This window comes from Streptomyces sp. NPDC088261 (assembly GCF_044740805.1).
In the GTDB taxonomy this organism is placed as follows: Bacteria; Actinomycetota; Actinomycetes; order Streptomycetales; family Streptomycetaceae; genus Streptomyces.
The window spans coordinates 208,531-233,774 of sequence record NZ_JBIURL010000010.1 but is presented as its reverse complement, the minus strand read 5'-3'; the positions used below and the strand labels follow the sequence as shown (position 1 = coordinate 233,774).

Annotated in this window: 17 protein-coding genes; 12 read left to right on the top strand and 5 right to left on the bottom strand. The window is 72.7% G+C overall.

What is annotated here, in order from left to right; translation table 11 throughout:
* Positions 1–268: 268 nt before the first annotated feature.
* From ACIODU_RS21100 to ACIODU_RS21075, 6 genes are all read left to right on the top strand, one after another.
* Positions 269–1,975: a glycerol-3-phosphate dehydrogenase/oxidase gene (locus ACIODU_RS21100; protein ID WP_356424121.1), complete on the top strand. Its 1,707-nt coding sequence runs from the start codon at positions 269–271 to the stop codon at positions 1,973–1,975.
* A gap of 232 nt (positions 1,976–2,207) precedes the next feature.
* Positions 2,208–4,256, top strand: coding sequence for a protein kinase (locus ACIODU_RS21095; RefSeq protein ID WP_401769438.1), 2,049 nt, complete (start codon positions 2,208–2,210; stop codon positions 4,254–4,256).
* A 264-nt stretch (positions 4,257–4,520) separates the two neighbouring features.
* Positions 4,521–7,871, top strand: a complete 3,351-nt coding sequence (locus ACIODU_RS21090; protein WP_401769436.1) for a protein kinase — start codon at positions 4,521–4,523, stop codon at positions 7,869–7,871.
* A 210-nt stretch (positions 7,872–8,081) separates the two neighbouring features.
* Positions 8,082–9,806, top strand: coding sequence for a protein kinase (locus ACIODU_RS21085; RefSeq protein WP_401769522.1), 1,725 nt, complete (start codon positions 8,082–8,084; stop codon positions 9,804–9,806).
* Positions 9,803–10,426: a TlpA family protein disulfide reductase gene (locus ACIODU_RS21080; protein ID WP_401769434.1), complete on the top strand. Its 624-nt coding sequence runs from the start codon at positions 9,803–9,805 to the stop codon at positions 10,424–10,426. Before ACIODU_RS21085 ends, ACIODU_RS21080 begins: the two co-directional genes overlap by 4 nt.
* A 30-nt stretch (positions 10,427–10,456) precedes the next feature.
* Positions 10,457–11,632, top strand: a complete 1,176-nt coding sequence (locus ACIODU_RS21075; protein ID WP_401769432.1) for a UDP-N-acetylglucosamine--N-acetylmuramyl-(pentapeptide) pyrophosphoryl-undecaprenol N-acetylglucosamine transferase — start codon at positions 10,457–10,459, stop codon at positions 11,630–11,632.
* On the opposite strand, the gene ACIODU_RS21070 is transcribed toward ACIODU_RS21075, so the two are convergent.
* From ACIODU_RS21070 to ACIODU_RS21060, 3 genes are read right to left on the bottom strand one after another with little or no spacing between them, the layout of a single operon-like run.
* The gene (locus tag ACIODU_RS21070) at positions 11,633–12,793 is read right to left on the bottom strand and encodes a DegT/DnrJ/EryC1/StrS family aminotransferase (protein ID WP_401769430.1); all 1,161 of its coding nucleotides are present in this window, start codon (positions 12,791–12,793) and stop codon (positions 11,633–11,635) included. It abuts the gene before it with no gap.
* Positions 12,790–13,767 (bottom strand): ATP-grasp domain-containing protein, encoded by a 978-nt coding sequence (locus tag ACIODU_RS21065; protein WP_401769428.1) that lies wholly within the window; start codon positions 13,765–13,767, stop codon positions 12,790–12,792. Before ACIODU_RS21065 ends, ACIODU_RS21070 begins: the two co-directional genes overlap by 4 nt.
* A 25-nt stretch (positions 13,768–13,792) precedes the next feature.
* Positions 13,793–14,818: a dTDP-glucose 4,6-dehydratase gene (locus ACIODU_RS21060; RefSeq protein ID WP_401769426.1), complete on the bottom strand. Its 1,026-nt coding sequence runs from the start codon at positions 14,816–14,818 to the stop codon at positions 13,793–13,795.
* Positions 14,819–15,060: 242 nt separating this feature from the next.
* Between ACIODU_RS21060 and ACIODU_RS21055 the strand changes: the two genes are divergently transcribed.
* The 3 genes from ACIODU_RS21055 to ACIODU_RS21045 all read left to right on the top strand — a co-directional run bounded on the left by ACIODU_RS21055 (position 15,061) and on the right by ACIODU_RS21045 (position 20,037).
* Positions 15,061–16,452, top strand: a complete 1,392-nt coding sequence (locus ACIODU_RS21055; protein WP_401769424.1) for a sporulation protein — start codon at positions 15,061–15,063, stop codon at positions 16,450–16,452.
* Positions 16,453–16,602: 150 nt separating this feature from the next.
* Positions 16,603–18,219: a succinic semialdehyde dehydrogenase gene (locus tag ACIODU_RS21050; RefSeq protein ID WP_401769422.1), complete on the top strand. Its 1,617-nt coding sequence runs from the start codon at positions 16,603–16,605 to the stop codon at positions 18,217–18,219.
* A 12-nt stretch (positions 18,220–18,231) separates the two neighbouring features.
* Positions 18,232–20,037, top strand: a complete 1,806-nt coding sequence (locus ACIODU_RS21045) for a GMC oxidoreductase (RefSeq protein ID WP_401769420.1) — start codon at positions 18,232–18,234, stop codon at positions 20,035–20,037.
* Positions 20,038–20,574: 537 nt separating this feature from the next.
* Here ACIODU_RS21045 and ACIODU_RS21040 read toward each other — a convergent pair.
* Complete coding sequence (locus ACIODU_RS21040) at positions 20,575–20,886, bottom strand: chorismate mutase (RefSeq protein ID WP_356424092.1); 312 nt, start codon at positions 20,884–20,886, stop codon at positions 20,575–20,577.
* Between the two features lie 268 nt (positions 20,887–21,154).
* Between ACIODU_RS21040 and guaA the strand changes: the two genes are divergently transcribed.
* Both guaA and ACIODU_RS21030 read left to right on the top strand, forming a co-directional pair.
* Positions 21,155–22,738: a glutamine-hydrolyzing GMP synthase gene (gene guaA, locus ACIODU_RS21035; RefSeq protein ID WP_401769418.1), complete on the top strand. Its 1,584-nt coding sequence runs from the start codon at positions 21,155–21,157 to the stop codon at positions 22,736–22,738.
* Between the two features lie 95 nt (positions 22,739–22,833).
* Complete coding sequence (locus ACIODU_RS21030) at positions 22,834–23,250, top strand: nitroreductase/quinone reductase family protein (protein ID WP_356424086.1); 417 nt, start codon at positions 22,834–22,836, stop codon at positions 23,248–23,250.
* Between the two features lie 43 nt (positions 23,251–23,293).
* On the opposite strand, the gene ACIODU_RS21025 is transcribed toward ACIODU_RS21030, so the two are convergent.
* Complete coding sequence (locus ACIODU_RS21025) at positions 23,294–23,752, bottom strand: cupin domain-containing protein (protein WP_401769416.1); 459 nt, start codon at positions 23,750–23,752, stop codon at positions 23,294–23,296.
* A 189-nt stretch (positions 23,753–23,941) separates the two neighbouring features.
* Here ACIODU_RS21025 and ACIODU_RS21020 point away from each other — a divergent pair, with 189 nt between their 5' ends.
* Entirely contained in the window at positions 23,942–25,207 is a 1,266-nt protein-coding gene (locus ACIODU_RS21020; protein WP_401769414.1) for a hypothetical protein, read from the top strand.
* Positions 25,208–25,244 lie beyond the last annotated feature (37 nt).

The following is a 25,244-nucleotide window of genomic DNA, read 5'->3' as shown; positions in this document are numbered from 1 at the left end:
GCCGCCCTTCCCTTGACCGGAGTGGACAGTGAACGCAAGCCGTGTGGACAGAACGGGCAGGCGCACTGTCAGACTAGGCGTAAATATGACCGATATGCGGCATTGCGGGGCCCGGGAGTGCCGGGTTTTCCGGGGAGCCGCGTGACCGTCGGCCGGTGTTGTCCACAGGCGATGGCTGAAGTCCTGGTCTGCGGACAGAATCGATCTGTGGGCCCGGTGCCGCCGGGCGCACACGGTCCGACCACGCGGGGGACGACGGGAGGCAGCGGTGAAGACAGCGACACTGGGACCTGAGGAGCGCGCCCAGGCGCTCGCGACGATGGCCGAACGCGAGCTGGACGTGCTGGTGGTGGGCGCGGGGGTGGTCGGAGCGGGGACCGCGCTGGACGCGGCGACCCGCGGCCTGTCGACCGGCCTCGTCGAGGCCCGCGACTGGGCGTCCGGCACCTCCAGCCGGTCGAGCAAGCTGATCCACGGCGGCCTGCGCTACCTGGAGATGCTCGACTTCGGCCTCGTACGGGAAGCGCTCAAGGAGCGCGGCCTGCTGCTGGAGAAGCTGGCGCCCCACCTGGTCAAGCCGGTGGCCTTTCTCTATCCGTTGCAGCACAAGGGCTGGGAGCGGCTGTACGCGGGCTCGGGCGTCGCGCTGTACGACGCGATGTCCGTGTCGTCCGGGCACGGCAGGGGCCTGCCGACACACCGTCACCTCTCCCGCCGGCACGCGCTGCGGGTCGCGCCCTGCCTCAAGAAGGACGCGCTGGTGGGGGCGTTGCAGTACTACGACGCGCAGATGGACGACGCGCGGTACGTGGCGACCCTGGTCCGTACGGCCGCGACGTACGGCGCGCAGGTCGCCTCCCGCGCCCGGGTCGTCGGCTTCCTGCGCGAGGGCGAGCGGGTCGTGGGCGCGCGGGTGCGGGACGAGGAGGCCGGCGGGGAGTACGAGATCCGCGCCAAGCAGGTCGTGAACGCGACCGGGGTGTGGACGGACGACACCCAGGCGCTGATCGCCGAGCGCGGGCAGTTCCACGTCCGCGCCTCCAAGGGCATCCACCTGGTCGTCCCCAAGGACCGCATCCACTCCTCGACGGGCCTGATCCTGCGCACGGAGAAGTCGGTGCTGTTCGTCATCCCCTGGGGCCGCCACTGGATCGTGGGCACCACCGACACCGACTGGGACCTGGACAAGGCCCACCCGGCGGCCTCCAGCGCCGACATCGACTACGTGCTCGAACACGTCAACGCCGTGCTGCGGACCCCGCTCACCCGGGACGACGTCCAGGGCGTGTACGCGGGGCTGCGCCCCCTGCTCGCCGGCGAGTCGGACGCCACGAGCAAGCTCTCGCGCGAGCACACGGTCGCGCACCCGGTGCCGGGCATGGTCGTCGTGGCCGGCGGCAAGTACACGACGTACCGGGTGATGGCGAAGGACGCCGTGGACGAAGCGGTGCACGGCCTCGACCAGCGGGTCGCGGAGTGCGTCACGGAGGACGTGCCGCTGCTCGGCGCGGAGGGGTACCACGCGCTGTGGAACGCCCGCGCGAGGATCGCCGCGCGCACCGGCCTCCACGTCGTCCGGGTGGAGCACCTCCTGAACCGGTACGGCACGCTCACCGAGGAGCTGTTGGAGCTGATCGCCGCCGACCCCGGCCTGGGCGAGCCGCTGACCGGCGCCGAGGACTACCTGCGGGCCGAGGTCGTGTACGCCGCGTCCCACGAGGGCGCGCGCCATCTCGACGACGTCCTGACCCGGCGGACCCGGATCTCCATAGAGACCTTCGACCGGGGCACGCTCAGCGCGCGGGAGTGCGCCGAGCTGATGGCGCCGGTCCTCGGCTGGGACAAGGACCGGGTGGAGCGGGAGGTCGAGCACTACGAGAAGCGGGTGGAGGCGGAGCGGGAGTCGCAGCGGCAGCCCGACGACCTGACGGCGGACGCGGCGCGGCTGGGCGCTCCGGACATCCTGCCGATCTAGGGCACGTCCGTCCGGCCCTCGAACAAGGCTCTGACCTGCCGGGTGATCAATGAAGCCGGGGGTAGTGGCATGGTGTGGGTCCCTCGCCGTGTTCTCCTCCCGGTGGACGGCGGACCCGGGATCAGTGGTGGTCCCGGAGTGAGGGACAATGAAGGCTCTGCCAGGGCGCGTTACGGCATCGCGTGTGCGGGTGGCAGCCGCGGGCCGGGATCAGGGATCGCAGAGGGGACGCATGTCGGAGGCGGAGCAGTCGCGGGACACGGCGCAGGAACCCCAGCGGGACGAGGCCGAGCGGGGCGAGGCCGGTCGGGACGCGGAGAAGGACGCCGGGAAGGATGCCGACGGGGCCCCCGAGGGGCGCCTGCTCGCGGGCAGGTACCGGCTCGGCGCCGTCCTCGGGCGCGGCGGCATGGGCACGGTCTGGCGGGCGCTCGACGAGATGCTCGGCCGTACGGTCGCGGTGAAGGAGCTGCGCTTCCCCTCCAGCATCGACGACGACGAGAAGCGGCGGCTCATCACCCGAACCCTGCGCGAGGCCAAGGCGATCGCCCGGATCCGCAACAGCGGCGCGGTCACCGTGTTCGACGTCGTGGACGAGGACGACCGCCCCTGGATCGTCATGGAGCTGGTCGAGGGCAAGTCCCTCGCCGAGGCCGTCCGTGAGGACGGCCTGCTGCCGCCCCGGCGCGCCGCCGAGGTGGGGCTCGCCATCCTCGACGTGCTGCGCTCCGCCCACCGCGAGGGCATCCTGCACCGCGACGTGAAGCCGTCGAACGTGCTGATCGCCGAGGACGGGCGGGTGGTCCTCACGGACTTCGGCATCGCGCAGGTCGAGGGCGACCCCTCGGTCACGTCGACGGGCATGCTCGTCGGCGCCCCCTCGTACATCTCGCCGGAGCGCGCCCGCGGCCACAAGCCGGGGCCCGCCGCCGACCTCTGGTCGCTCGGCGGTCTGCTGTACGCGTCGGTCGAGGGCAGCCCGCCGTACGACAAGGGCTCCGCGATCGCCACGCTCACCGCCGTGATGACCGAGCCGCTGGATCCGCCCAAGCACGCCGGGCCCCTGACGGACGTCATCTACGGCCTGCTCGACAAGGACCCCGAGCGGCGGCTGGACGACAGCGGCGCGCGGGCGCTGCTCCAGGCCATCGTGGACGCGCCCGAGCGCCCCGCGGAGCCCGAGCCGGGCGCCGAGGCCACCCGGGTCGTACCGCTTCCGCCGGTGCCGGGCCGGGACAAGCAGGCCAAGCAGAGCAAGCAGACGAAGCAGGCCGGGCAGGCGGGCGTCGCGGGCGCTTCGGGAGAAGCGACGGGCGCGCACGGGGGGCCGCGTTCCACCACCGTACGGAGCGCGTCGGCGGCGGTCGGATCCGCCCCCGCGCGCACCGCCGAGCCGCTCGCCCCGTCCAGGCCCGCCCCGCCGCGTGCCTCGCTCACCGACGTGGTGCCCCGGCGCACGCTGATCATCATCGGGATCGTCGCCGTGCTCGCCGTCCTCGGCACGATCCTCGCCGTCTCCCTGGGCGGAGGCCCCGGCGGGGGTACGGACCAGGGCAAGGACGCCGCCTCCTCCGCCGGATCCACGGCGGGCGACAGCGGCACCGGCGACGGCAAGGACACCGGACAGGACCAGAGCGCGGAGCCGAACGGCGGCAAGACGGCCGACACGAAGCCCTCCGGGGACACGGCCGCCTCCGCGGGATCCTCGGACGACAAGGGCGGCGAGGACGACAGCGCCGGCGACGGCGGGTCGGAGGACAACTCCGGTTCGTCGGACGGCGGCAAGGGCAGCGACACGGGCAAGGGCGGCGGCGGGGAGATACCGGCCGGATACGCGACGGTCACGGACACCCAGTTCCACTTCACGATGGCGATGCCCAAGGGCTTCACCAAGCAGTCCATCGCCGGGGAGAACTCCGGCGGGAAGTACAGCCTCGTCAGGGACGGCCTCCCGCGCGTCCAGGTCGACTACACCAACAGCCCCGGCGCCGACGCCAAGGCGGCGTGGGTCCAGCAGCGGCAGGCGATCCGGGGCGGGATCTCCGGCTACCAGGACCTCGGCATCGAGAACGTCTCGTACAACGGCTATCCGACGGTCGCCGACTGGCAGTGGCGCGAGACGGTGAACGGCCAGCGGGTACGGGTCCTCAACCGGGGCTTCAAGGTCGACGGCGACCACGGGTACGCGATCCTGATCCGCTGCAAGGACAGCGAATGGGACGGCGAGGCGTGCCGGACACTCCGTGAGACGGCTTTCAAGACCTTCGCGCCGAAGGACTGACGGGCCGCCAGGCGGGCAATCTCTTCTGGAGCAGCACGTTCTCGGTGTCAAGGCGGCCTGTTCGGCCTGCGGGATCCCAACGTTCCCGTACGGGTTGCCCCGACCCTGCGGCGCGTTTGCCTGCGGCCACGTATCGTGAGAGGTCGCGAACCGTACGCATCCACAATGGGCCGGTAAACGACCGGAATTGGCGGTTTCGTGGGTCTCCGAGACCGTTCGCGGGTCTCCGGGGACCGGGAGACGGCACGTGTGTGGGGAGGCGCTGTGGACGACTACGCGGGCCGGGTGCTGGCCGACCGCTATCGCCTTCCCCTGCCACCGTCCGACGAGTACGAACTCGCCGAGACCCGGGCCTTCGACACGTACAGCGGCCAGGAAGTCCTGGTGCGGCAGGTGCCGTTGCCGGAGGTCGTGGAGGCGGAGGTCATCGACGCGGACGGCGGCGCGGCGCCCCGGCGCGCCTCGGGGCGGGAGCCGCGCAGGCCCACCGACCCGGCGGTGCGGCGGGCCATCGAGGCCGCGCAGAGCGCCGCGCAGATCCCCGACCACCCCCGGCTCGACCAGGTCTTCGACGTGTTCGCCGAGTCCGGGTCGCTGTGGATCGTCAGCGAACTGATCACCGCGCGCCCGCTGGCGGCGCTGCTCGCCGAGCGGCCCCTCAACCCGTACCGGGCGGCGGAGATCGCCGCCGACGTGCTCACGGCGGTCCGGGTCCTGCACGGCCACGGCTGGACCCACCGCAACATCACCGCGCGCACGGTGCTCGTCTGCGACGACGGGCGGGTCGTGCTGACCGGGCTGGCGGCGGGCGCGGCGGAGGAGGCCCTCTGCGGGTACGCGCCGGTGCCGCAGGCGCCCGGTGTGCCGGGCATGCCGCTCCCGCCGGAGCCCGCCGGGGAAGAGCTCGGCGCGCCCTGGGAGGCCGGGCACGACACGCGGACCGATGATCCTCCGGTGCACGGGGTGCCCGGTCTTGAACACGAGCACGAGCACGAGACCCAGGATCCCGAGCTGGCGGCCCCCGGGCCCGCGGGACCCGGGCTGCCGGGCCTCCCGCGCTCGGAGCAGGGACAGTCCGGGTACGGGTACGGCGCGGCCGGCCCCGAACTGCCGGGGCAGACGGCCGGGGTGCCGTACGGCGGGTCCTCCGGGACGTCCGGCGCGATGCCGCGGCCCCAGCACGGCACGCCGGGGATCCCGGCGCCCTACGGAGGCCAGCCGGCGCTTCCCGGCGGCAACGCGTCGGGGGACATCCGCGCGGCGCGCGCCGGCGCGATCGCGGCGTACCGCGCGGGGGCGCGGGCGGCGGCCCGCGTCACGGAGGAGCAGCAGCGCGCGGCCGACGCGGGCCCCGTGCCCGTCGCCGTACCGAGGCAGCCGGAAGGGCCGGGGCGGCCGGGACAGCCGGGACAACTGGGGCAGCCGCGTCAGCCGGGGCAGCCGGGGCAGCCGGGCGGCGACGGAACCGGCCAGGACTGGTGGGCGCAGCCGCCCCGCGCGGACGAGCGCTACCGCGCGGGCGGCGCCGGCGCCGACGACTTCGCCGACGAGCCCGCCGACGACGATGACGACGACCCGCCCCCGCCGTACCGCGCGGAGCTTGCGGGCACCTGGCGCGACGGCCCGTCCCCCTGGAACGACTCCTCGGGCTCGGTCCCGGCGGGCGGCGGCAGCCCGTACGGCCCCCACTCGACCGGCCCCTTCGGCGCGAGCGGGAGCGCGGGCGCGGGCGGCGGCGGCCGCTCGGGCGGCGGTGCGACCGGCCAGGGCGCGGACCCGGCGTCCGGGGACGGGCGCGACGGCCGCGACGGATCGTACGGCTCCGGCGGGGACGGACCCCGGCAGCTGCCCGGCGGCAGCCGGCCCGCGCTGCCCGCCGGAGGCGGCGGCACGCCAGGCGTGGCCATGGCACGCGGCGGCGACACGCCGTACACCGGCCCCGGCAGCGGGAGTTGGCAGCCCAGCGGGGCCCGCGACGCGCTGCGGGCCGACGCCCAGCGGCACTCCCCGCACCTCCCCGCCGTCACCGGCCAGGCCGCCGCGGGCCGGTGGGACGAGGTCGTGGCGAGCGGTTCCGTACCGGCGTACCGAGGCCCCGCCACCCCCCTTGCCGCCGAGCGGGCCCGCCAGGCGCGGATCGCGATCGTCGGCGCCGTCACCGAGCGGTGGGCCCCCGAGCAGGCCGGGCCCGTGCACGAGAACTGGCAACTCGCCCCGCCCATCGGCCCGTCCACCGACCTGTGGGCCCTCGGCGCGCTCCTGTACCGCGCCGTGCAGGGCCACGCCCCGTACCCGGAGGAGAGCGCCGCCGAGCTGGTCCAGCTCGTCGTCGCCGAGCCGCCCGCCTTCGCCGAGGAGTGCGGCCCGCTGCGGCCCGTCGTCGAGTCGCTGCTGCGCCAGGACCCCACGGAGCGGCCGGACTTCGAGGAGCTGCGCGGCTGGCTGCGCTCGCTCGTCCGGTCCGCGCCCGAGCCGGAAGCGGGTCTGGACGTCGTACAAGTTCCGTCCGTGGACGCCAAGTTGCCCATCAAGCGCCGCCGGGGCGAGCTGGTGCGCAGGCGCCGCGGCGGGCTGACCGGCGGGCGCCACCGGCACAAGAAGGGCAAGGAGCGCGCGGCGAAGGACGGCGGCAGGGCCGCCGTCGCGCCCGACCAGCGGGACGAGTCCCGGCAGGAGCAGCCGGAGAGCCGGTACGAGAGCGACGGGTACCAGAACCAGCGCCGGGGCGAGGGCCGTTACGAGCGCCCCGACGGACGCCGGGGCGGCCGGCTCCAGAACGACCTGTACCGCGACGAACGCCCGCAGTTCGTCCGGCAGCAGTTCGACCGTGAGGAGTACGAGACCGAGGAGCTGTACGACAGGTCGTCGCGCTCGTCGCGCGGACCCCGGAACCGCACGCCCCGTTCCCTCGGCCGCACGCTCCTCCTCCTGATACTCCTCCTGCTCGTCGGCGCCATCGCCTTCGCCGTGATGTTCATGCCGAAGGCCGACCCGCAGGAGGGCCAGCAGGGGCAGAGCGTCGGCGAGGCGAGCCCCACCCCCTCCGCCGGGGACCCCTCGTCCGACCCGCGGCCGTCGGACGACAACTCCGGTACGGAGAAGGCGGATCCGCCCCCGAAGAAGTCGACGGCGCCCCCCGCCTCCGGCCCCGCCGTCGACCTCGCCAAGGGATACGCCCTGCGCAAGGACCCCGAGGGCTTCCAGATCGCCGTCGGGGAGAACTGGCAGCGCCGCCCCATCAACGACAGTGGCCAAGTCCGTTACGTCGGCGGCGACTTCACGCTGATCGTCGTCCCCGGCCGGGACTCCGTCGCGGAGAACGGCGCCGACCCGATGGTCTACCAGCGCGAGAAGGAGCAGGAACTCCAGCCGTTCCGCGACTCCTCCTGGTCCAGCGCCTCCGGGCTGCGGCGGATCGACGTCGGCCGACAGGCCATGGCGGAGGGGCAGTTCACGTGGACGGACAACAACGGCCGTGAGGTGTACGTCCGCAACCTCGCGGTGGTCATAGCGGGCCGCTACCACGTCATCCAGGTCATCGGCCCGGACAGCCAGCGCGACCGGGTCAGCGAGATGTACCAGCAGGCCACGTCCGCGTACCAGGTGACCGACTGAGCGCCTCGTGGCCTCCGTACCCGCCGACACGACTGCCCCCGGGGGCAGTTGTCCCCGCCCGGCCCGGCGGCCCCGGGCGTCACAGTGTCGTCTCCGTCGGCCACCCGAGGTTCCCCGCGCGCACCTCCTCTCCGTAACCTGTGGGCAAGGAACGGGGCGGGGGACGTGGAACACTCACAGGGAACGGGCGCGGAGACCGGCGCCGGACTGATGCTCGCCGGGCGGTACCGACTGGGCGAGTGCATCGGCAGCGGCGGCATGGGAAAGGTGTGGCGCGCGCACGACGAAGTGCTGCACCGCACGGTCGCGGTCAAGGAACTGACCGCCGGACGGTACGTCAACGAGGCCGACCGGGCCGTACTGCACCAGCGCACCCAGAAGGAGGCCCGGGCCGCTGCCCGGATCACCCACCCCGGTGTGGTGACCGTGCACGACGTCCTCGACCACGACGGCCGGCCCTGGATCGTCATGCAGTACGTGGACGGCCCCTCGCTCGCCGACGCCGCCAAGGACGCCGGGCGCATCGACTGGCGCGAGGCGGCCAGGATCGGCCTCCAGGTGCTCAACGCGCTGCGCGCGGCCCACGGCGCGGGAGTGCTGCACCGCGACGTGAAGCCCGGCAACGTGCTGCTCGCGCGGGACGGCAACGTCCTGCTCACCGACTTCGGCATCGCGGCGATCGAGGGCGACGCCACGATCACCAGGACCGGCGAACTGGTCGGCTCCATCGACTACTTGGCCCCCGAGCGGGTCCGGGGCGCCGACCCGGGACCGGCCTCCGACCTCTGGTCGCTCGGGGTGACGCTCTACACCGCCGTGCAGGGCGTCTCGCCGTTCCGCCGCACCTCACCGCTGTCGACCATGCAGGCCGTGGTCACGGAGGAGCCGCCGCGCGCCGACCGGGCCGGGGAGCTGGAGCCGGTGATCGCCGCGCTGCTCGCCAAGGATCCGGCGGTACGGCCCGGCGCGGCCGAGACCGAGATGATGCTGCGGGAGGTGGCGGCGGGGCGGACGTCCGCGGGGGAGCGGGTGTACGCGCCGACGCGGACGACGACCCACATGCCCCGCCCCGCACCGGAGTCGGGCGCTCCCGCGCCCGCCACCGCACCGGCCGGTCCCGCCGCGACCTCCTTCGGGCCGCCGCTCCCCGCCGAGGCCACCGCGCCGACGGGATCCGGGACGCCTCCCGGGCCGCACACCGCGCCCACCCCGTACCACCCGCCCACCCCCGCCCGGCGGCCGGGCCGGCACCGTACCGCGGTCATCGCGATCGTGGCCGCCGCCGTCCTCGGCATCGGCGGCGGCTTCGCGGCGCTCAAGTTCGGTGGGGGCACGGACGGTTCGGCGGATCCGGGGACCAGCTCCTCCGGCGGATCCGGCGGGACCGCAGCGGGCCGGACCCTCAACGGCGACACGACGGACGGGAACGCGCAGGACACGGCGGACCCGGGGAAGCCGGAGAACGACCCGACCGTCCCGGCCGGCTGGCACCGTGTCGAGGATCCGGAGGGGTTCAGCCTCAACGTCCCGGACGGCTGGGAACGCCGGACGGACGGCGACCAGATCGACTACACGCCCGACGAGGGCGACCACTTCATCCGGATCAGCGTCGACACCCCGCAGTTCCGGGATCCGTACGCACATCTGCTGGACCTGGAGGACCAGTTCAAGAAGCGCGCCACGTACGAGAGGGTCAGGCTGGAGCCGAACACGTTCCGGGACCAGACCCTGTCCGCCGTCTGGGAGTTCACCTGGACCGAGGAGCAGGGGCACCCGGGGCCCCGGCACGCCATCGACCAGATGTACTACTCGGACAGCGGCGAGACGGAGTACGCGCTCTACATGTCGGGTCCCGAGGAGGACTGGGACACCACCCGACGCCAGTTCGACGCCGTCCTGCGCAGCTGGGAACCCCCGGCCGAGGCCGCCCCGTGACCGCCCCCGGCTCCCGCAGCGCCGTGCGGACCACCCTGACCTCCCTGACCTCCCTGACCACCCTGGTCGCCCTAGCCGCCACCCTTTCCCTGGCGGCCTGCGAAGCCGGAACCCCGGGTGGCGGCACCGGCACGGGCGGCGCGGTGGGCGCCGACGGGGTCTCGACCGTCCCGAAGGGGAAGCGGGTCCTCCCCGGCGAGCTCAAGGGCGACACGCTCGACGGGAAGCGGCTCGACGTCACAGGCAGCAGGGGACAGGTCGTCGTGATCAACGTCTGGGGCTCCTGGTGCCCACCCTGCATCGCCGAGGCCCCGCACTTCGTGGAGGTCGCGAAGGAGACCGAGGGCAAGGGCGTCGCGTTCATCGGCATCGACACCCGCGAGTCCGGCCGGATCGCCCCCCTCGCCTTCCAGAAGGACCTCGGCCTCCCGTACCCGAGCCTGTACGACCCGACGGGCAAACTGATACTCAACGGCTTCCCCAAGGGCACCCTCAACCCCCAGACGCTCCCCTCCACGATCTTCCTCGACCGCGACGGAAAGATCGCGGCCCGCGCCCTGAGGGCGATCAGCGCCGACACCCTCCGCAAGGTGATCGAGCCGCTGCTCGCGGAGAAGTGATCCGGCCGGGCAGCCAGTAGGGTGCTCGGGGTGACTACATCCCCCGTACTCCCCCGTTCGTTCCGGCTGCTCGTGACAGGCGGAGGAACCGGCGGTCACACCTACCCGGCCCTGACGGCGATCCGTACCCTGCAAGCCCGGCTCGCGGATGCGGGCAGCACGCTGGACGTCTTGTGGATCGGGACGGCGGACGGCCTTGAAGCGCGCGTCGCTCCGGCGGAGGGGATCGCGTTCAGGACCGTGGCGACGGGGAAGATCCGCCGCTCGTCCAATCCGCTCAAGATGCTGTCCGCCGCGAACGTGAAGGACATGGCGCGGGTACCGCTCGGCGTGGCTCAGGCCCGGTCGATCGTGTCGGACTTCCGACCGGATGTCGTTCTGGCGACGGGCGGGTACGTCGCGGTCCCGGCCGGGCTCGCCGCGCGGCTGTACCGCGTACCGCTGGTGCTGCACGAGCAGACCGTCCGGCTCGGGCTGGCCAACCGCAAGCTCGCCGGTTCGGCGACGCGGATCGCGGTGTCCTCCGAGTCCTCGCTGCCGCTTCTGCCGGCCGAGGTGCGTGAGCGCGCCGTGGTCACCGGGAACCCGGTGCGGCCGGAAGTACTGGGCGGCCGCGCGGACAAGGCGGTCGGGGCGCTGGCACTGCACGGCTTCGACCGGCGTCTGCCGACGGTCTACGTCACCGGCGGCGCGCAGGGCGCCCAGCAGATCAACGGTGTGGTGCGTGAAGTGCTGCCCTGGCTCCTGGCACACGCGAACGTGATCCACCAGTGCGGCCCGGCCAACGTGGACGACCTCCGGTCCGCGGCCGCCGGGCTGGACCCGCTCCTCGCCGGCCGTTACCACCTGACCGGGTTCCTCGGGCCGGAGCTGCCGGACGTCCTGGCGCTGGCCGACGTTGTGGTGTCGCGGAGTGGTGCCGGGACCCTGGCGGAGCTGACCGCGCTCGGCAAACCGGCGGTATTCGTCCCGCTCGCCACGTCGGCCGGGAACGAGCAGGCCCACAACGCCCGGCACCTGGCCGACGCGGGGGCGGCGCTCGCTCTGCTCACCGAGGTCACCGGCCCCTCTCTGCGGAGCGCGGTCGGCCCGCTCCTGACCGACCCGGTCCTTCGGGCGACGATGTCGGAGCGGGCCCTGACGCACGGGCGACCGGATGCGGCGGACAGGCTCGTGGACGTGGTGCTGTCCGCCGCGTCCGGCTGATCAGCCGAGCCGCGGGCGCCGGTGTCCGAATGATCCACCCACGGACGTGAGGGCCTGTTCGAGTGAGGTCGCCACGAAGTCGATGTCCGCCTCGGTGAGGTGCTGATGGAACGGCAGGCTGAGGATCTCCTCGCCCACCCGCTCGGTGGCCGGCAGGTGACGATGCCAGGCGGTGAAGGCGGGCTGGGTGTGGTTGGGCGGGTAGTGGACGCCCACGCCGATGTTCCGGCCCCGGAGGGTGGCGAACACCGTGTCACGGTGAGGAACGCGGACCTGGCACAGGTGCGGCACGGCGCGTTCCACATCGACGTCGATGAGCGTCACGCCGTCCAACGGGGCGAGGGCGTCCCGGTAGGTCTGCCACAAGCGGCGGCGCGTGTCCTCGGCAGCCTGGAAGCCGTCGAGCTGGACCAGGCCGATGGCCGCGTTGATGGCGGAGAGCTGGTAGCGCAGGCCGAAGCCCTCCACGCGACAGCTGGTGGTGTTCGCGCGCCCACCCCGGGGCTGGACGACGCCCAGGAGCCGGAGGCGGCGGATCGTGTCGGCCTCCTCGGGGGTGCGCGGGATGACCATGCCGCCCTGGCCGCAGGTGAGGTTCTTGATCGGCCCGAACGAGAAGCAGGTCAGTGCCCCATGGGCCCCCACACGCCGTAAGCCGTGGCGGGAGCCGAACGCGTGCGCCGCGTCCTCGATGACGACGACGCCCCGTTGGTCGAGTTCCTCCTGGATGACGGAGAGGTCGACGGGCCGACCGCCGAACAGGACCGGCAGGACGGCGGCCGTCCGGTCCGTGACGGCGTCCATGACAAGTTGGTCGCTGACGCACAGGGTGGTGGGATCGACGTCGACGAAGCGCGGGTCGGCGCCGACGGCCAGGATGGCTTGTACGGTCGCGCAGAACGTCATGGACGGCACGATCACCTCACAGCCGGGACCGATCCCGGCGGCGAGCAGGGCGGTGTGCAGGGCCGCGGTGCCGGAGGCGACGGCAACAGCGTCGGGGACGCCGAGGAAGCCGGCGATCCGCCGCTCGAACTCCTCGGTGACTTCGGTGTGGCCGTAGTGGCCACCCTCAAGGACCTGGGCGACCGCCTCGTTCTCCCGCCCGTACAAGTACGGGGCGGCGTTGCGCCGGGCATCGGGCCTCGTTGACGCACTCACGATGTTTCTCCCTTCGCCGGGGCGGTACGTTCCAACTCGGCGGCGTCTCCAACGGCCAGGGTTTCGGTGCAGCTGGTCAGGAACACGCCGGTCCGGTAGGTGAGGCGGCTGTGATCGACCGGCAGGCCGAACAGGCCCTTGACCATCTGGCCGACGAGGTCCGCTCCGGCAGCCTCGGCGAGAGGGAAGCCACCGGCGATCCGCGGGTTCAGCTCGGTGATGGTGACCGTGCCGTCGGCGGAGACGAATCCCTGCACGCAGCAGAGACCGCGTGCGCCGACAGCGCCCAGCGTCCGCACGACGAGGGCACGCACGTTCTGGTCGTCGAACGTGATGGACACCACGGCCAGGCCCGCCTTGACCAGATTCCGGCGGCGCAGAATGACGGAGGCGCGTCCGGCACGGTCCACCAGGCAGTCCGCCGTGAACTCCGAGCCGTGGATCCGCTCCTGCACGAGGGGCTCCGGGACGAGCTCGCACAGCAAGCGCGCGTGCTCCCGGCGACGAACGAAGTGGACATTCCGCGCGCCGTGACCGCGTCGAGGCTTGACGACGAGCTCGCCGTCGTCGGGAACCCGGTCCATCTCCCACGGCTGCCAGGTGCGCGGTGTCGCGATGCCGTGCTCGGTCAGTACCTCGTGGAAGAGGGCCTTGTCGGTGCACGCACGCACCGACAGCGCCTCGGGGAGCCACAGGCGCACGCCTGCGGCTTCGAGCTGGGGCACCATCTCCGTCAAGGGTTCCAGGTCCGGCTCGATGCCGGCCACCACGGCCTCCACCGCCAGATCCCTGCACAGGCCGGCCATGACGCCCGGAAAGTCGGGGTCGTCGGCGAAGGGGATGACGACGGGGATCACGGAGGGAATGAGGAATCCGGGGGCGAGGCGGTTGGCGTCGGCCGCGACGACCGTGTGGCCCAGGCGGATCAGGCTGCGGGTCAGTGCGAAGCCCGGGTTGCCGCCGACACCGGTCACCAGGATCCTGCGCGCGGTGCGCTGGTCAGTGGGCACGGGCTTCCTCTCCGGCGGCGGGAGTGGTCGCGTCAGTGGCGCGGGCCACGTACGGGGTACGCGTCAGCGGAGCCCAGCGGTCGGGGTTGCGCCGGTACCAGGCAACGGTTTCGGCCAGGCCCTCGTCGAGGTCGTGGATCGGCCGGAAGCCGAGAGCGGAGATCTTGTCCCAGAGCATCGAATACCGCAGATCGTTGGCCTGCCGGTCGGGAACGTAGGTCACCGAGTCCCAGTCCTTGCCGCACAGGTCCAGAAGTTTGGCGGTCAGGTCCCGGCAGGCGAGGTCGGTGCCGCCGCCGACGTTGTAGATCTCGCCGGGCTTCCCCTCGTACAGCCCGAGTTCGACGCCGGCGCAGTTGTCCTCGACGTGCAGCCAGTTCCGCACGTGCTGCCCCTGGCCGTGCAGCGTCACCTTTTCGCCCCGCAGCAGGCTGGTGATGAAAAGGGGGACCACCTTCTCGGGGAACTGGTGGGAGCCGTAGTTGTTCGAGCTGCGCGTCACGCAGAGGGGCAGGCCGTAGGTCTGGAAGTGGCTCAGGGCCACGAGGTCGCCGGCGGCCTTCGACGCGGCGTACGGGACGCCGGGCCGTAAGGGGGCGTCCTCGCCCGCCGATCCTTCGGACAGTGATCCGTACACCTCGTCCGTCGAGACGTGCACGAATTTCTCGATGCCGTGGCGTCCTGCGGAGGCGGCGAGGGTCTGGGTCCCCAGGACGTTCGTGGTGAGGAAGGTGCCGGCACGGGTGAGGGAGCGGTCGACGTGGGACTCGGCGGCGAAGTGGACGACGGCGGTGTGCCGGGCCATGAGCTCGTCCACGAGCGGGGCGTCGAGGATGTCGCCGTGGACGAACGTCAGCCTCGGGTCGAGCAGGGCCTTCCCCAGGTTCTCGGTGTGGCCCGCGTAGGTCAGGGCGTCCAGCACGGTCACCCGGGACACGTCGTCCCGGCGCAGAAGCCGCCGGACGAAGTGTGAACCGATGAAGCCGGCACCGCCGGTGACGAGGATTCTGTACATCTGACACCTCACTTGGTCGTGGACCGGAGCAGGGACGGCGGACCCCCGGAACTCCGGGGCGAGGGCCTTGCGGCGCGTTGCCGCCCGCATCCAGAGAACCGTCTGAGCCGGTGTGCGCGGGAGGCGAACCAGGGGGGCGAACAACGCACATCCGGTTCCCGGCGTCACCCTCGCGTCCTACGCTCGGATTTCGCACCCGCGGCATCCATGTCGCAGGACGCCGGCTGGCAGGAGGGGGCTCGGTGGCATCCACGAAGAGACACCGGGGCGATCCCAACGAGGATCTGGCCCGGCTCGTCAAACAGGCCGGCGCGAGCCACAAATCCCTGGCCGCGCAGATCAACAAGATCGGGGCCGCGGCCGGGGTGCCGCTCAGGTATGAGCACACCAGTGTCGCCAGATGGGTGAATCTCGGAATGATCCCGCGCGGCCGGGCGCCCGAGTTCCTGGCCGCTGCGCTGGGCGAACGCCTCGGCAGAGCGGTGAGCGTGGACGAGATCGGTATGTACAGCAGGTCGGGCGGAAACCCTGACGTGGGGTTGGATTTCGCCCGCGACCCCGTCGACGCGATCCGCGTCGCCGCGACCTACTGGAGAACCGTGGACCGCTCACGCCGCCGGCTCGTCAACAACGGCTTCGCCATCGCCGCCTTCGCCACCCCGGTCACCCGTTGGCTGGCCAAGCCGAGCGACGCCCCGATCGCGCATGAAGGGGGCCGTCAGGTCGGCCGCAGTGACCTCGACGAGCTGTGGAAGGCCGCTGACGAAGCACGCCTGTGGGACTCCCGTTTCGGCGGTGGGAACTGGAAGGCCGGCTCCGTCACCGAGTGCCTGCGCCTGAGCGCCGCACCGTTGTTGACCGGCACCTACACCGAGACCATCGGGCGCGAGCTGTTCGCGGCGACCGCTGAGCTGTCCCGGGTCGTCGGCTGGTCGGCGGTCGACACCGGCCACCACGACGTCGCCCAGCGCCACTTGGTCCAGGCTCTGCGCCTGGCGCGGGCCGCGGGCAGCGTGGAGAGCGGCTGCTACGTGCTGGCCACCATGGCACTCCAAGCCTTCCTGCGCGGCTGTCCCGAACAAGCCGTCGACATGGCCGAAGGCGCCTACGAACGCGGTCTTGGACACGCCGCACCCCGGGTGCTGGCCTTCGCCAAGCTGGCCGAAGCCCGCGCCCACGGGCGTACCGGAAACGCCGAAGCGGCGAAAGCCGCGCTCGGCCGTACCGAGGAGCTGCTCGACTCCGTCCGGCCGGGCAGTCACGATCCGGCACGGCTCGCTTACATGACCCATGCCCGGCTCGCCACCGACGCCACCGAAGTACACCGCGACCTCGCCGACCCCAAGGGCGCCTTCGCCTGGAACGAGCTGGCCGAGCCCATGCCGGCGGATCGCTATACCCGGGCCACCGGGATCCGTATGGCCGTTCTGGCCGCCAGCCACCTCCAGAACCGCGAACTCGAACGCGGCGTCACCGCCGCGAACACCTCGCTGCGCATCCTCAGCAACGTCCACTCCGCCCGTGCCCACGGCTACCTTCACGACGTCACCCGCGCCCTCACACCCTGGAAGGGGCACCCCGAGGTTGCCGACCTCATCCGGCGCACGCGCACCGAGCTGCCCGCCGCGGTCTGATTGCGGCGGACGACCGCCTCCCTTCCTTTCGTCGTGTCCCGGCCGGCGTTCAAGGAGTCCGGTGGGCCCTGTCCGGACCCCGGTCGGCGTGGTGGAAATTGGTTACCGTCGGGTATCCAAAGCGCGTGGGGGCGGCATACGCTCGGATTCATGACCGACTCGCAGGGCCGCGCCGCCGTTCTCGGGACCAATCCCGTCGCCCCCGCACCGGCCGGTGCGCGTACGGCCGGCGACGTGGTGACGCCCGAGGTCGTCGCGCAGTTGACGCACGGTGTGGTCGGGTCCGGGCGGACGGCGGGGCACAGCCCGTTCACCGGGGAGAAGCTGGCCGACCTGCCCGCGTCCACGCCCGAGGACGTCGCGACCGCCTTCGCGCGGGCCCGGGCCGCGCAGCCGCTCTGGGCCGCGCTTCCGGTGCGGCGGCGGGCCGCCGTGCTGCTCCGGTTCCACGACCTGGTGCTGGAGCGGCAGGCCGAGGTGCTCGACCTGATCCAGCTGGAGACCGGCAAGGCCCGGTTGCACGCGCACGAAGAGGTCCAGGGGCTGGCGGTGGAGGCCCGGCACTACGGGCGCAACGCCGTCTCCTATCTGCGGCCCCGGCGCCACACCGGAGTCGTACCGACGCTGACGAAGGTCACCGAACTGCGCCGGCCCCGGGGCGTCGTGGGGCAGATCGCGCCCTGGAACTACCCGCTGGAGCTGTCGGCCGGGGACGCGCTGCCCGCGTTCGCCGCCGGGAACGCCGTGGTGATGAAGCCCGACACCGAGACCGCGCTCACCGCCCTCTGGGCCCGTGACCTGCTGATCGAGGCCGGGCTGCCGGCCGGTGTCTTCCAAGTGGTGCTCGGCGAGGGCCCGGTGGTCGGACCCGAGGTCGTCAAGCACGCGGACTACGTCTCCTTCACCGGCTCGACCCGTACCGGCCGCGAGGTCGCCAGGGGCGCCGCCGGCCGGCTCATCGGCGCCTCGCTGGAGCTGGGCGGCAAGAACGCCATGCTGGTCCTGCGGGACGCCGACGTCGAGAAGGCAGCGGCCGGCGCGATCCGGGCGTGCTTCTCCTCCGCCGGCCAACTCTGCGTCTCCATCGAGCGGTTGTACGTGCACGAGTCGGTCGCCGACGACTTCCTGGAGCGCTTCACCGCCCGGACGAAGGCCATGCGGCTCGGCAACTCCCTCGCGTACGGGGCCGACATGGGCTCGCTCGCCGGGGAGAGCCAGCTCAACACCGTGATCCGGCACGTCGAGGAGGCCGTCGCCAAGGGCGCCAGGCTCGTCGCGGGCGGGGTGGCCAGGCCCGACGTCGGACCGTACTTCTACGAGCCCACCATCCTCGACGGCGTCGAGGCGCCCATGACGGTGTGCGCGGAGGAGACGTTCGGGCCGGTGGTCTCCGTCTACCGCTTCGGTGACGAGGACGAGGTGATCGGACTGGCCAACTCCACGGCGTACGGCCTCAACGCGAGCGTGTGGACGAAGGACGCCCGCCGGGGGCACGCGGTCGCGGCGCGGCTGCGGACGGGCACGGTCAACATCAACGAGGGTTACGCGGCGGCGTACGGGAGCGTCCGCGCGCCGATGGGCGGCATGAAGGACTCGGGGCTCGGCCGGCGGCACGGCGCGGAGGGGATCCTCAAGTTCACCGAGGCGCAGACGATCGCGCAGCAGCGACTCCTGCCGCTGGGACCGTCGTTCGGGATGGACGACGAGAAGTACGCGGCGCTCATGTCCCGGAGCCTGCGGCTGATGAAGGCGTTCCACCTGCGTTGAGAGGACGATCCCGTGGCTGAGTCCGTGGACGACGAGGTGGACGGCGGCTTCGACTACGACGTGATCGTCGTCGGGTCCGGCTTCGGCGGGGCCGTCTCCGCCCTGCGCCTCACGGAGAAGGGCTACCGCGTCGGCGTCCTGGAGGCCGGCCGCCGCTTCACCCGCGCCACCCTCCCGAAGAACTCCTGGGACGTCAGGAACTACCTCTGGGCGCCCGCCCTCGGCCTCTACGGCATCCAGCGCGTCCACCTCCTCGGCCATGTGATGGTCCTGGCCGGCGCGGGCGTCGGCGGCGGCTCGCTCAACTACGCCAACACCCTGTACGTCCCTCCCGCCGCGTTCTTCGAGGACCCCCAGTGGGCCGCGATCACCGACTGGGAGGGCGAGTTGAGGCCGTACTACGACCAGGCGCGCCGCATGCTCGGCGTCCGGCTCAACCCGACCGTCACCCCCTCCGACGTCCACCTGAGGGCGGCGGCGGAGGCGATGGGGGTCGGCGACACCTTCCATCTCGCCCCGGTCGGCGTCTACTTCGGGGACGGTGAGGACGCGGACGGTACGGTCACGGCGCGGCCGGGAGCGACCGTCGACGACCCGTACTTCGGCGGCGCGGGCCCCTCCCGCCGCGCCTGTGTCGAGTGCGGCGAGTGCATGACGGGCTGCCGGCACGGCGCGAAGAACACCCTCAACGAGAACTACCTCCACCTGGCCGAGCGGGCCGGGGCCGTCATCCACCCCATGACGACGGTCGTCGCCGTCACGGAGGACGGGGCGGGCGGCCACCGGGTCACCACCGTCCCGACCAACGCCCGGGGCAGGCGCGGGCGGCGCGCCCGTACCGTCCTGCGCGCCCGGCAGGTCGTGATCGCGGCGGGCACGTACGGCACGCAGACCCTCCTCCACACGATGCGGGACGAAGGACTGCTGCCCCGGATCTCGGCGCGGCTCGGCGCGCTGACCCGTACCAACTCCGAGGCCCTGGTGGGCGCGCAGACCGACGACCGGCGCTACCGCGCGCGGCACGGCGCGCCCCGGGCCGACTTCACGCGGGGGGTCGCCATCACCTCCTCGGTCCATCCGAACGCCGACACCCATGTCGAGCCGGTGCGTTACGGCCGGGGCTCCAACGCGATGGGCGTGCTGTCCATCCTCCAAGTCCCGTACAGCGAACGGCGGGTGCGCGCGTGGCTCGGCCACGCGGTCGCGCATCCCGTCCAGTTGGTCCGCTCGCTCTCCAACCGCCGCTGGTCGGAGCGGACGATCATCGGGCTGGTCATGCAGTCGCTGGACAACTCCCTGACGACGTACCGCAGGCCGGGTCGGGTGGGGAAGGGGTTGCTGACGGCCCGTCAGGGACACGGCGCCCCCAACCCGAAGCAGATACCGGAGGCGGCGCGGGCCGCCCGCCTCCTCGCCGAGGAGATCAACGGCTTCGCGGGGAGCAACGTCGGTGAGCTGATGGGCACCCCGCTCACCGCGCACTTCCTGGGCGGCTGCGCGATCGGCGCCACGCCGGACACGGGGGTCGTCGACCCGTACCACCGGCTGTACGGGCACCCGGGCATCTCGGTGGTCGACGGCTCGGCGGTCTCGGCGAACCTGGGCGTCAACCCGTCGCTGACGATCACGGCCCAGGCGGAGCGGGCGATGGCGCTGTGGCCCAACAAGGGCGAGCCGGACCCGCGTCCGGAGCAGGGCGCGGCGTACGTCCGGCGGGCGGCGGTCGCGCCCCGGTCCCCGGCGGTCCCGGCGGAGGCGTTCGGCGCGCTGAGGCTGCCGTTCCTGGAGATGCCGAAGGTGCCGCCGAAGAAGACCTGAGGCGGGGGCGCTCACACGTAAGTGGCTCCATGTATGTGGTCGGACGTAAAAGGCGCTGCACCCCCCTCCGAGTGCAGCGCCTCTTTTGTCAACGCATGCATGACCTGTGACACGACGGAATGGTTGTCGTCACGTTCACAGAAACTTCAAGTGGCGTACGTCACATCGGCTGCGCCCCGGCGAGGACCTGTACCGCAGAAGGGGGCGAGGGGGTGCGGAACGCACAAGACGCGAATCCGGGAGGCCGGCCGGCGCCGGGCGTCCCCGGGCCGGCCGGCCTTCGGTGACCGGGCTGCTGTCCCCTGCGTACCGGTCACGTGCGCCGGGGCGCGGTCCCACGGCGTGCCGCACGGCACGCCACACGCCCCAGCAGAGCCACGCGTGGAGTCAACTCTTTCCTGCTCGGCCCGCCCCTGGGTGGCACGGACGCACGGTCCAACGAAGTCCCGTACGGCCCGGTCACGCGCCGTACGGGTGAGGATGCGCCCGCACGCGTATACGACGGGCGTATACGGCGGGCGTACACGGCGACCACCGTCAGACACGGCCCCGGCTCAGTTCCAGCAACGTCATCGCCAGCGCCGTACCCGGCCTGCCCAGCGCGTCCCGGTAGCGGCCGAGGATCTCGTTCTCGCGGGACAGGTGGATCCGCCGGCCGCCCGAGGTCATCCGCGCCCGCTGGACGGCGGCGGAGACCGCCATCCGTTCCCGGACCAGGCCGATGATTCGGTCGTCCAGCGCGTCGACGCGCTCCCGCGCGCCGCCGATGAGATCCGCCGCCTCGGGGGTGCGGGCGCCGGTGGTGTCCGTGCCCTCCGCGGAAGGGGTGGTGGGGTTCATACGTGTCATGGGGTCCTCGTTCGGGTCGTGCCCGGCCGTACGTACGGCCCCGAACGCGACAGGCGCCCCGGAGCCTGTCGGCCCGGGGCGCCTGGGAAGTCGCTTGTCAGCTCAAGCAGCACGACCCTGGCAGCCGGACGGGCCGGTGCCATAGGTAAACGTGAAGATCGACCGCTTGTGCATACGGGCATTCTAACGGGGTCCCCCGGCCCCGTTAGAATCGAGGGGCAATCGAGGGGAACCAGACCCCGCGCTCGTCACCGCCGGAAGGCCGCCCGTGCCCGCAGCACCCCCCGCCGCCCCCGACGTCGTTCTCGTCGTCGACTTCGGCGCGCAGTACGCCCAGCTCATCGCCCGCCGCGTCCGCGAGGCCCGGGTGTACAGCGAGATCGTCCCGTCCACCATGCCGGTGGCCGAGATGCTGGCCAAGAAGCCCAAGGCGATCATCCTCTCCGGCGGCCCGTCCTCCGTGTACGCGGAGGGGGCGCCCCGCCTGGACCGCGAGATCTTCGACGCGGGCGTGCCCGTCTTCGGCATGTGCTACGGCTTCCAGCTGATGGCGACGGTCCTCGGCGGGACCGTCGACAACACAGGGGCGCGCGAGTACGGCCGTACCCCCCTCCACGTCTCCCAGACCGGCTCCACGCTCTTCGAGGGCACCCCCGCCGAGCAGCCGGTCTGGATGTCGCACGGCGACGCCTGCTCCGCCGCCCCCGAGGGCTTCACCGTCACCGCGTCCACGGACGTCGTGCCGGTCGCCGCCTTCGAGAACGACGAGAAGAAGCTCTACGGCGTCCAGCACCACCCCGAGGTGATGCACTCGACGTACGGCCAGCAGGTCCTGGAGCACTTCCTCTACCGGGGCGCCGGCATCGAGCCGACCTGGACCACCACCAACGTCGTGGACGAACAGGTCGCCCTCATCCGTGAAAAGGTCGGCACCAAGCGCGCCATCTGCGGGCTGTCCGGCGGCGTGGACTCCGCCGTCGCCGCCGCCCTCGTACAGAAGGCCATCGGTTCCCAGCTGACCTGCGTGTACGTCGACCACGGCCTGATGCGCCAGGGCGAGACGGAGCAGGTCGAGAAGGACTTCGTCGCCGCGACCGGCGTCCAGCTCAAGGTGGTCGACGCCCAGGAGCGCTTCCTCGGCGCGCTCGCCGGGGTCTCGGACCCCGAGCAGAAGCGGAAGATCATCGGCCGCGAGTTCATCCGGGTCTTCGAGCAGGCGCAGGCGGAGATCGTCGCCGAGGCGGGCGCCGAGGGCGAGGACGTCGCGTTCCTCGTCCAGGGCACGCTCTACCCGGACGTCGTGGAGTCCGGCGGCGGCAGCGGCACCGCCAACATCAAGTCGCACCACAACGTCGGCGGGCTGCCCGACGACATCGAGTTCCAGCTGATCGAGCCGCTGCGCAAGCTGTTCAAGGACGAGGTACGGATGGTCGGCCAGGAGCTGGGCCTGCCGGACGAGATCGTCCAGCGCCAGCCCTTCCCCGGCCCCGGGCTCGGCATCCGGATCGTCGGCGAGGTCACCAGGGAGCGGCTCGACCTGCTGCGCGCGGCGGACGCCATCGCGCGCGAGGAGCTGACCCTGGCCGGCCTCGACCGGGAGATCTGGCAGTGCCCGGTGGTCCTGCTCGCGGACGTGCGCTCGGTGGGCGTGCAGGGCGACGGCCGGACGTACGGACACCCGATCGTGCTGCGGCCCGTCTCGTCCGAGGACGCGATGACCGCCGACTGGACGCGGATGCCGTACGACGTGCTGGCGAAGATCTCGACCCGCATCACGAACGAGGTCGCCGACGTCAACCGGGTGGTCCTCGACGTGACGAGCAAGCCGCCGGGCACCATCGAGTGGGAGTGAGCGCGAAGTGAGGACCGTACGGGAGCGGCGCCCGCCCGGCGCGGCTCCCGTACGGTCCGTTTGCGGCCCTTCGTCCCGGTGGGGACGATGGGGGCATGAGTGATCCCAACGCAGCGGCCATCGAGGAGTTCCGTACGCACCACGGAGTGGTGGGCGGTCGCTTCGAGGGCAAGCACCTGCTCCTGCTGCACGCGGTCGGCAGGAAGAGCGGCACCGAGCGGGTGATGCCCCTGGTGTACGCCACCCACCACGGCAGCATTCTGATCTGCGGCACCCGGGGCGGCGCGCCGGAGGACCCGCAGTGGGTGGCCAACGTCGCCGCCGCGGACGAGGTGACGATCGAGATCGGCGAGCGGACGCTCCGCGCGAGGCGCACGGTCGTACGGCCCTCGGATCCGGAGTGGCCCGAGCTGTTCGGCGTATGGGCGGACTACTGGCCGGAGGCGCACGACTACCAGCGGAAGACCTCGCGCCGGTTCCCGATCGTGTCCCTGGACCCGATCCACGACTGAGCGGCTTCTGACGGATCGGCTTCCCGCTCGGCCGGCCGGTCGGTCAACCCGCCGACGGCGGCAGGTCCGCCGGATCCATCGTGAAGTCCGCGAAGTCGAAGCCCGGCGCGACCACGCACGTCACCAGTACGGGTTCGTCCCCGGCCGGCTCCGCCGACTGCCACGCCCCCGCCGGCACCAGCAGTTGCGGCTGCTCGCCCCGCTCCACCTCCGGCCCGAGCAGGTGCTCCTGGGCGCCCGACGGATCGTCCTGCGTCCCGCCGATGTAGAGCCGCAGCGGCCCGCCCCGGTGCCACAGCCACACCTCGTCCGAGCGCACCCGGTGGCGGCGCGACCGCTCGCCGGGGTGCAGCAGGAAGTAGATGCCGGTCGCGTGGGCGCGCGGTCCCGGATAGCCGTCGGGGGTGGCCGATCCGGCGGTCCGCCAGGTCTCCCTGAACCAGCCGCCCTCCACGTGCTTCTCCAGACCGAGCAGGGCGACCAGCGGTGAGTTGTCAGTCATGGCGCCCATTGTGTCCCGCCGCCCCCGCCACCCCGTGAACAACGTGACCGTCTCGTCACCCGCACCAACCGGCCCGAGGGCCCATCCGCACCCCTTTGTGCGGGACAATTCCCAGGCGTTGCAGGGAAGTTCACCGCAAGGGATTCCCCTGCACGGAATGTTCACTCCCGGGGAAGGGCGGCGTTCGGCGTGGCGGTGCATGAGGCGAGACAGGGCGCGCACGGCGGAGGCTGTACGTGCGGTGATTGCCCGCACGGCGCGCGCGAGGGCCACCGGCGGGCCGTGGCCGCGTTCCTGGCGAAGCGCGACGAACTGGCCGCCGGGCAGGGGCTTCCCGCCGCCGTCGCGCACTCCGCCGGCGCCTCCAGGCAGTGGGTCTCCGACGAACTCACCCAGTCCGCCCGCGCGGTGGCCGACCGCAGCCGCGAGGCGGGTGACGCCTGGCTGCACTCCGTCTGGCTGCGCACGCTCCAGGTGGTCTGGGGCGCCGTGGTGGTCCTCGCCCTGGCGCAGACCGCGACCGCGATAGGCGCCGGCTGGACCGGTGCCCGTACGGCCGGGCTGCTCGCGGCCCTCGTGGCCGCCGGGCTCCTGACCGTCGCCGCCCGGCTGCACCGCGCCCGGGGCGGCCTGCTCGCGCCGCTGATCGGCGAGGACAACCGGCTCTCCACGTCCCGTACCGTCGCCTCCGCCTGGGTGCTGTTCGTCGTCTTCGCCGTCCTCGTCCTCGCGCTCCAGCTCGCGGGCGCGTCCGGCACGTCCCGGCGGGACGACCTGATCGCCGGACTCGACCTGGCCCGGGGCGCGGGCCTGGTGACCGTGCTGGCCGTCGTCTGCGCCGTCGCCGTTCTCGTACGGCACGTCGTGTCGTCGCGGGTCCTCGGCCGGCGGCTCCAGAAGGTACGGGCCGAACGGCCGCGCCTGGCCGACCTGTTGTGCGACGACGCGGGGCGCGCCAGCTTCACCGACCTCCAGTACGCGCTGCTCAACGCGGTCGCCGTGGTCTTCTCCGCCGTCCTGCTGGCCCGGCGGCCCGGCCAACTCCCCGATCTGCCCTGGGCGCTCGCCCTGCTCGCCGCCGTCTCCGCCGCCACCTACTTCGCGGGCAAGTACGCGGAGGGCGGCCGGCCCGTCGTCCTGTCGGTCGTCCGGGCCCGGGAGGCCGGGGACCTGGACGCCCCCATCCGTACCGGGGACGACATCGAGATCCGCGGCGCCGGATTCGTACCGCCGGGCGCGGGCACCCCGGACCGGCTGGCCGGGATGGTCGTCAGGATCGGCGCGGTCCACGTACACGTGCCGCTCGTGCCCGTGCCGGGCGGCTTCGCCAACCCGTCGGACACGACGCTGACCGTGCCTGTCCCGGTGGAGGTGGAGCCCGGTACGGTCGACGTGCAGGTCGTGACAGCGGCCGGGGTGGAGACCAACCGGGTGAGCGTCGAGGTCATGGACTGAGCCGGGCGCGGCGGTCTCCCTACGGTTTGACCCTTTT

Bases quoted from the DNA above. Each gene is read 5' to 3' on its own strand.
- ACIODU_RS21040 (WP_356424092.1), bottom strand. From the start codon at position 20,886: ATGACACGTATGAACCCCACCACCCCTTCCGCGGAGGGCACGGACACC.
- ACIODU_RS21025 (WP_401769416.1), bottom strand. From the start codon at position 23,752: ATGACTGACAACTCACCGCTGGTCGCCCTGCTCGGTCTGGAGAAGCAC.
- ACIODU_RS21060 (WP_401769426.1), bottom strand. From the start codon at position 14,818: ATGTACAGAATCCTCGTCACCGGCGGTGCCGGCTTCATCGGTTCACAC.
- ACIODU_RS21050 (WP_401769422.1), top strand. From the start codon at position 16,603: ATGACCGACTCGCAGGGCCGCGCCGCCGTTCTCGGGACCAATCCCGTC.
- ACIODU_RS21085 (WP_401769522.1), top strand. From the start codon at position 8,082: ATGCTCGCCGGGCGGTACCGACTGGGCGAGTGCATCGGCAGCGGCGGC.
- ACIODU_RS21095 (WP_401769438.1), top strand. From the start codon at position 2,208: ATGTCGGAGGCGGAGCAGTCGCGGGACACGGCGCAGGAACCCCAGCGG.
- ACIODU_RS21030 (WP_356424086.1), top strand. From the start codon at position 22,834: ATGAGTGATCCCAACGCAGCGGCCATCGAGGAGTTCCGTACGCACCAC.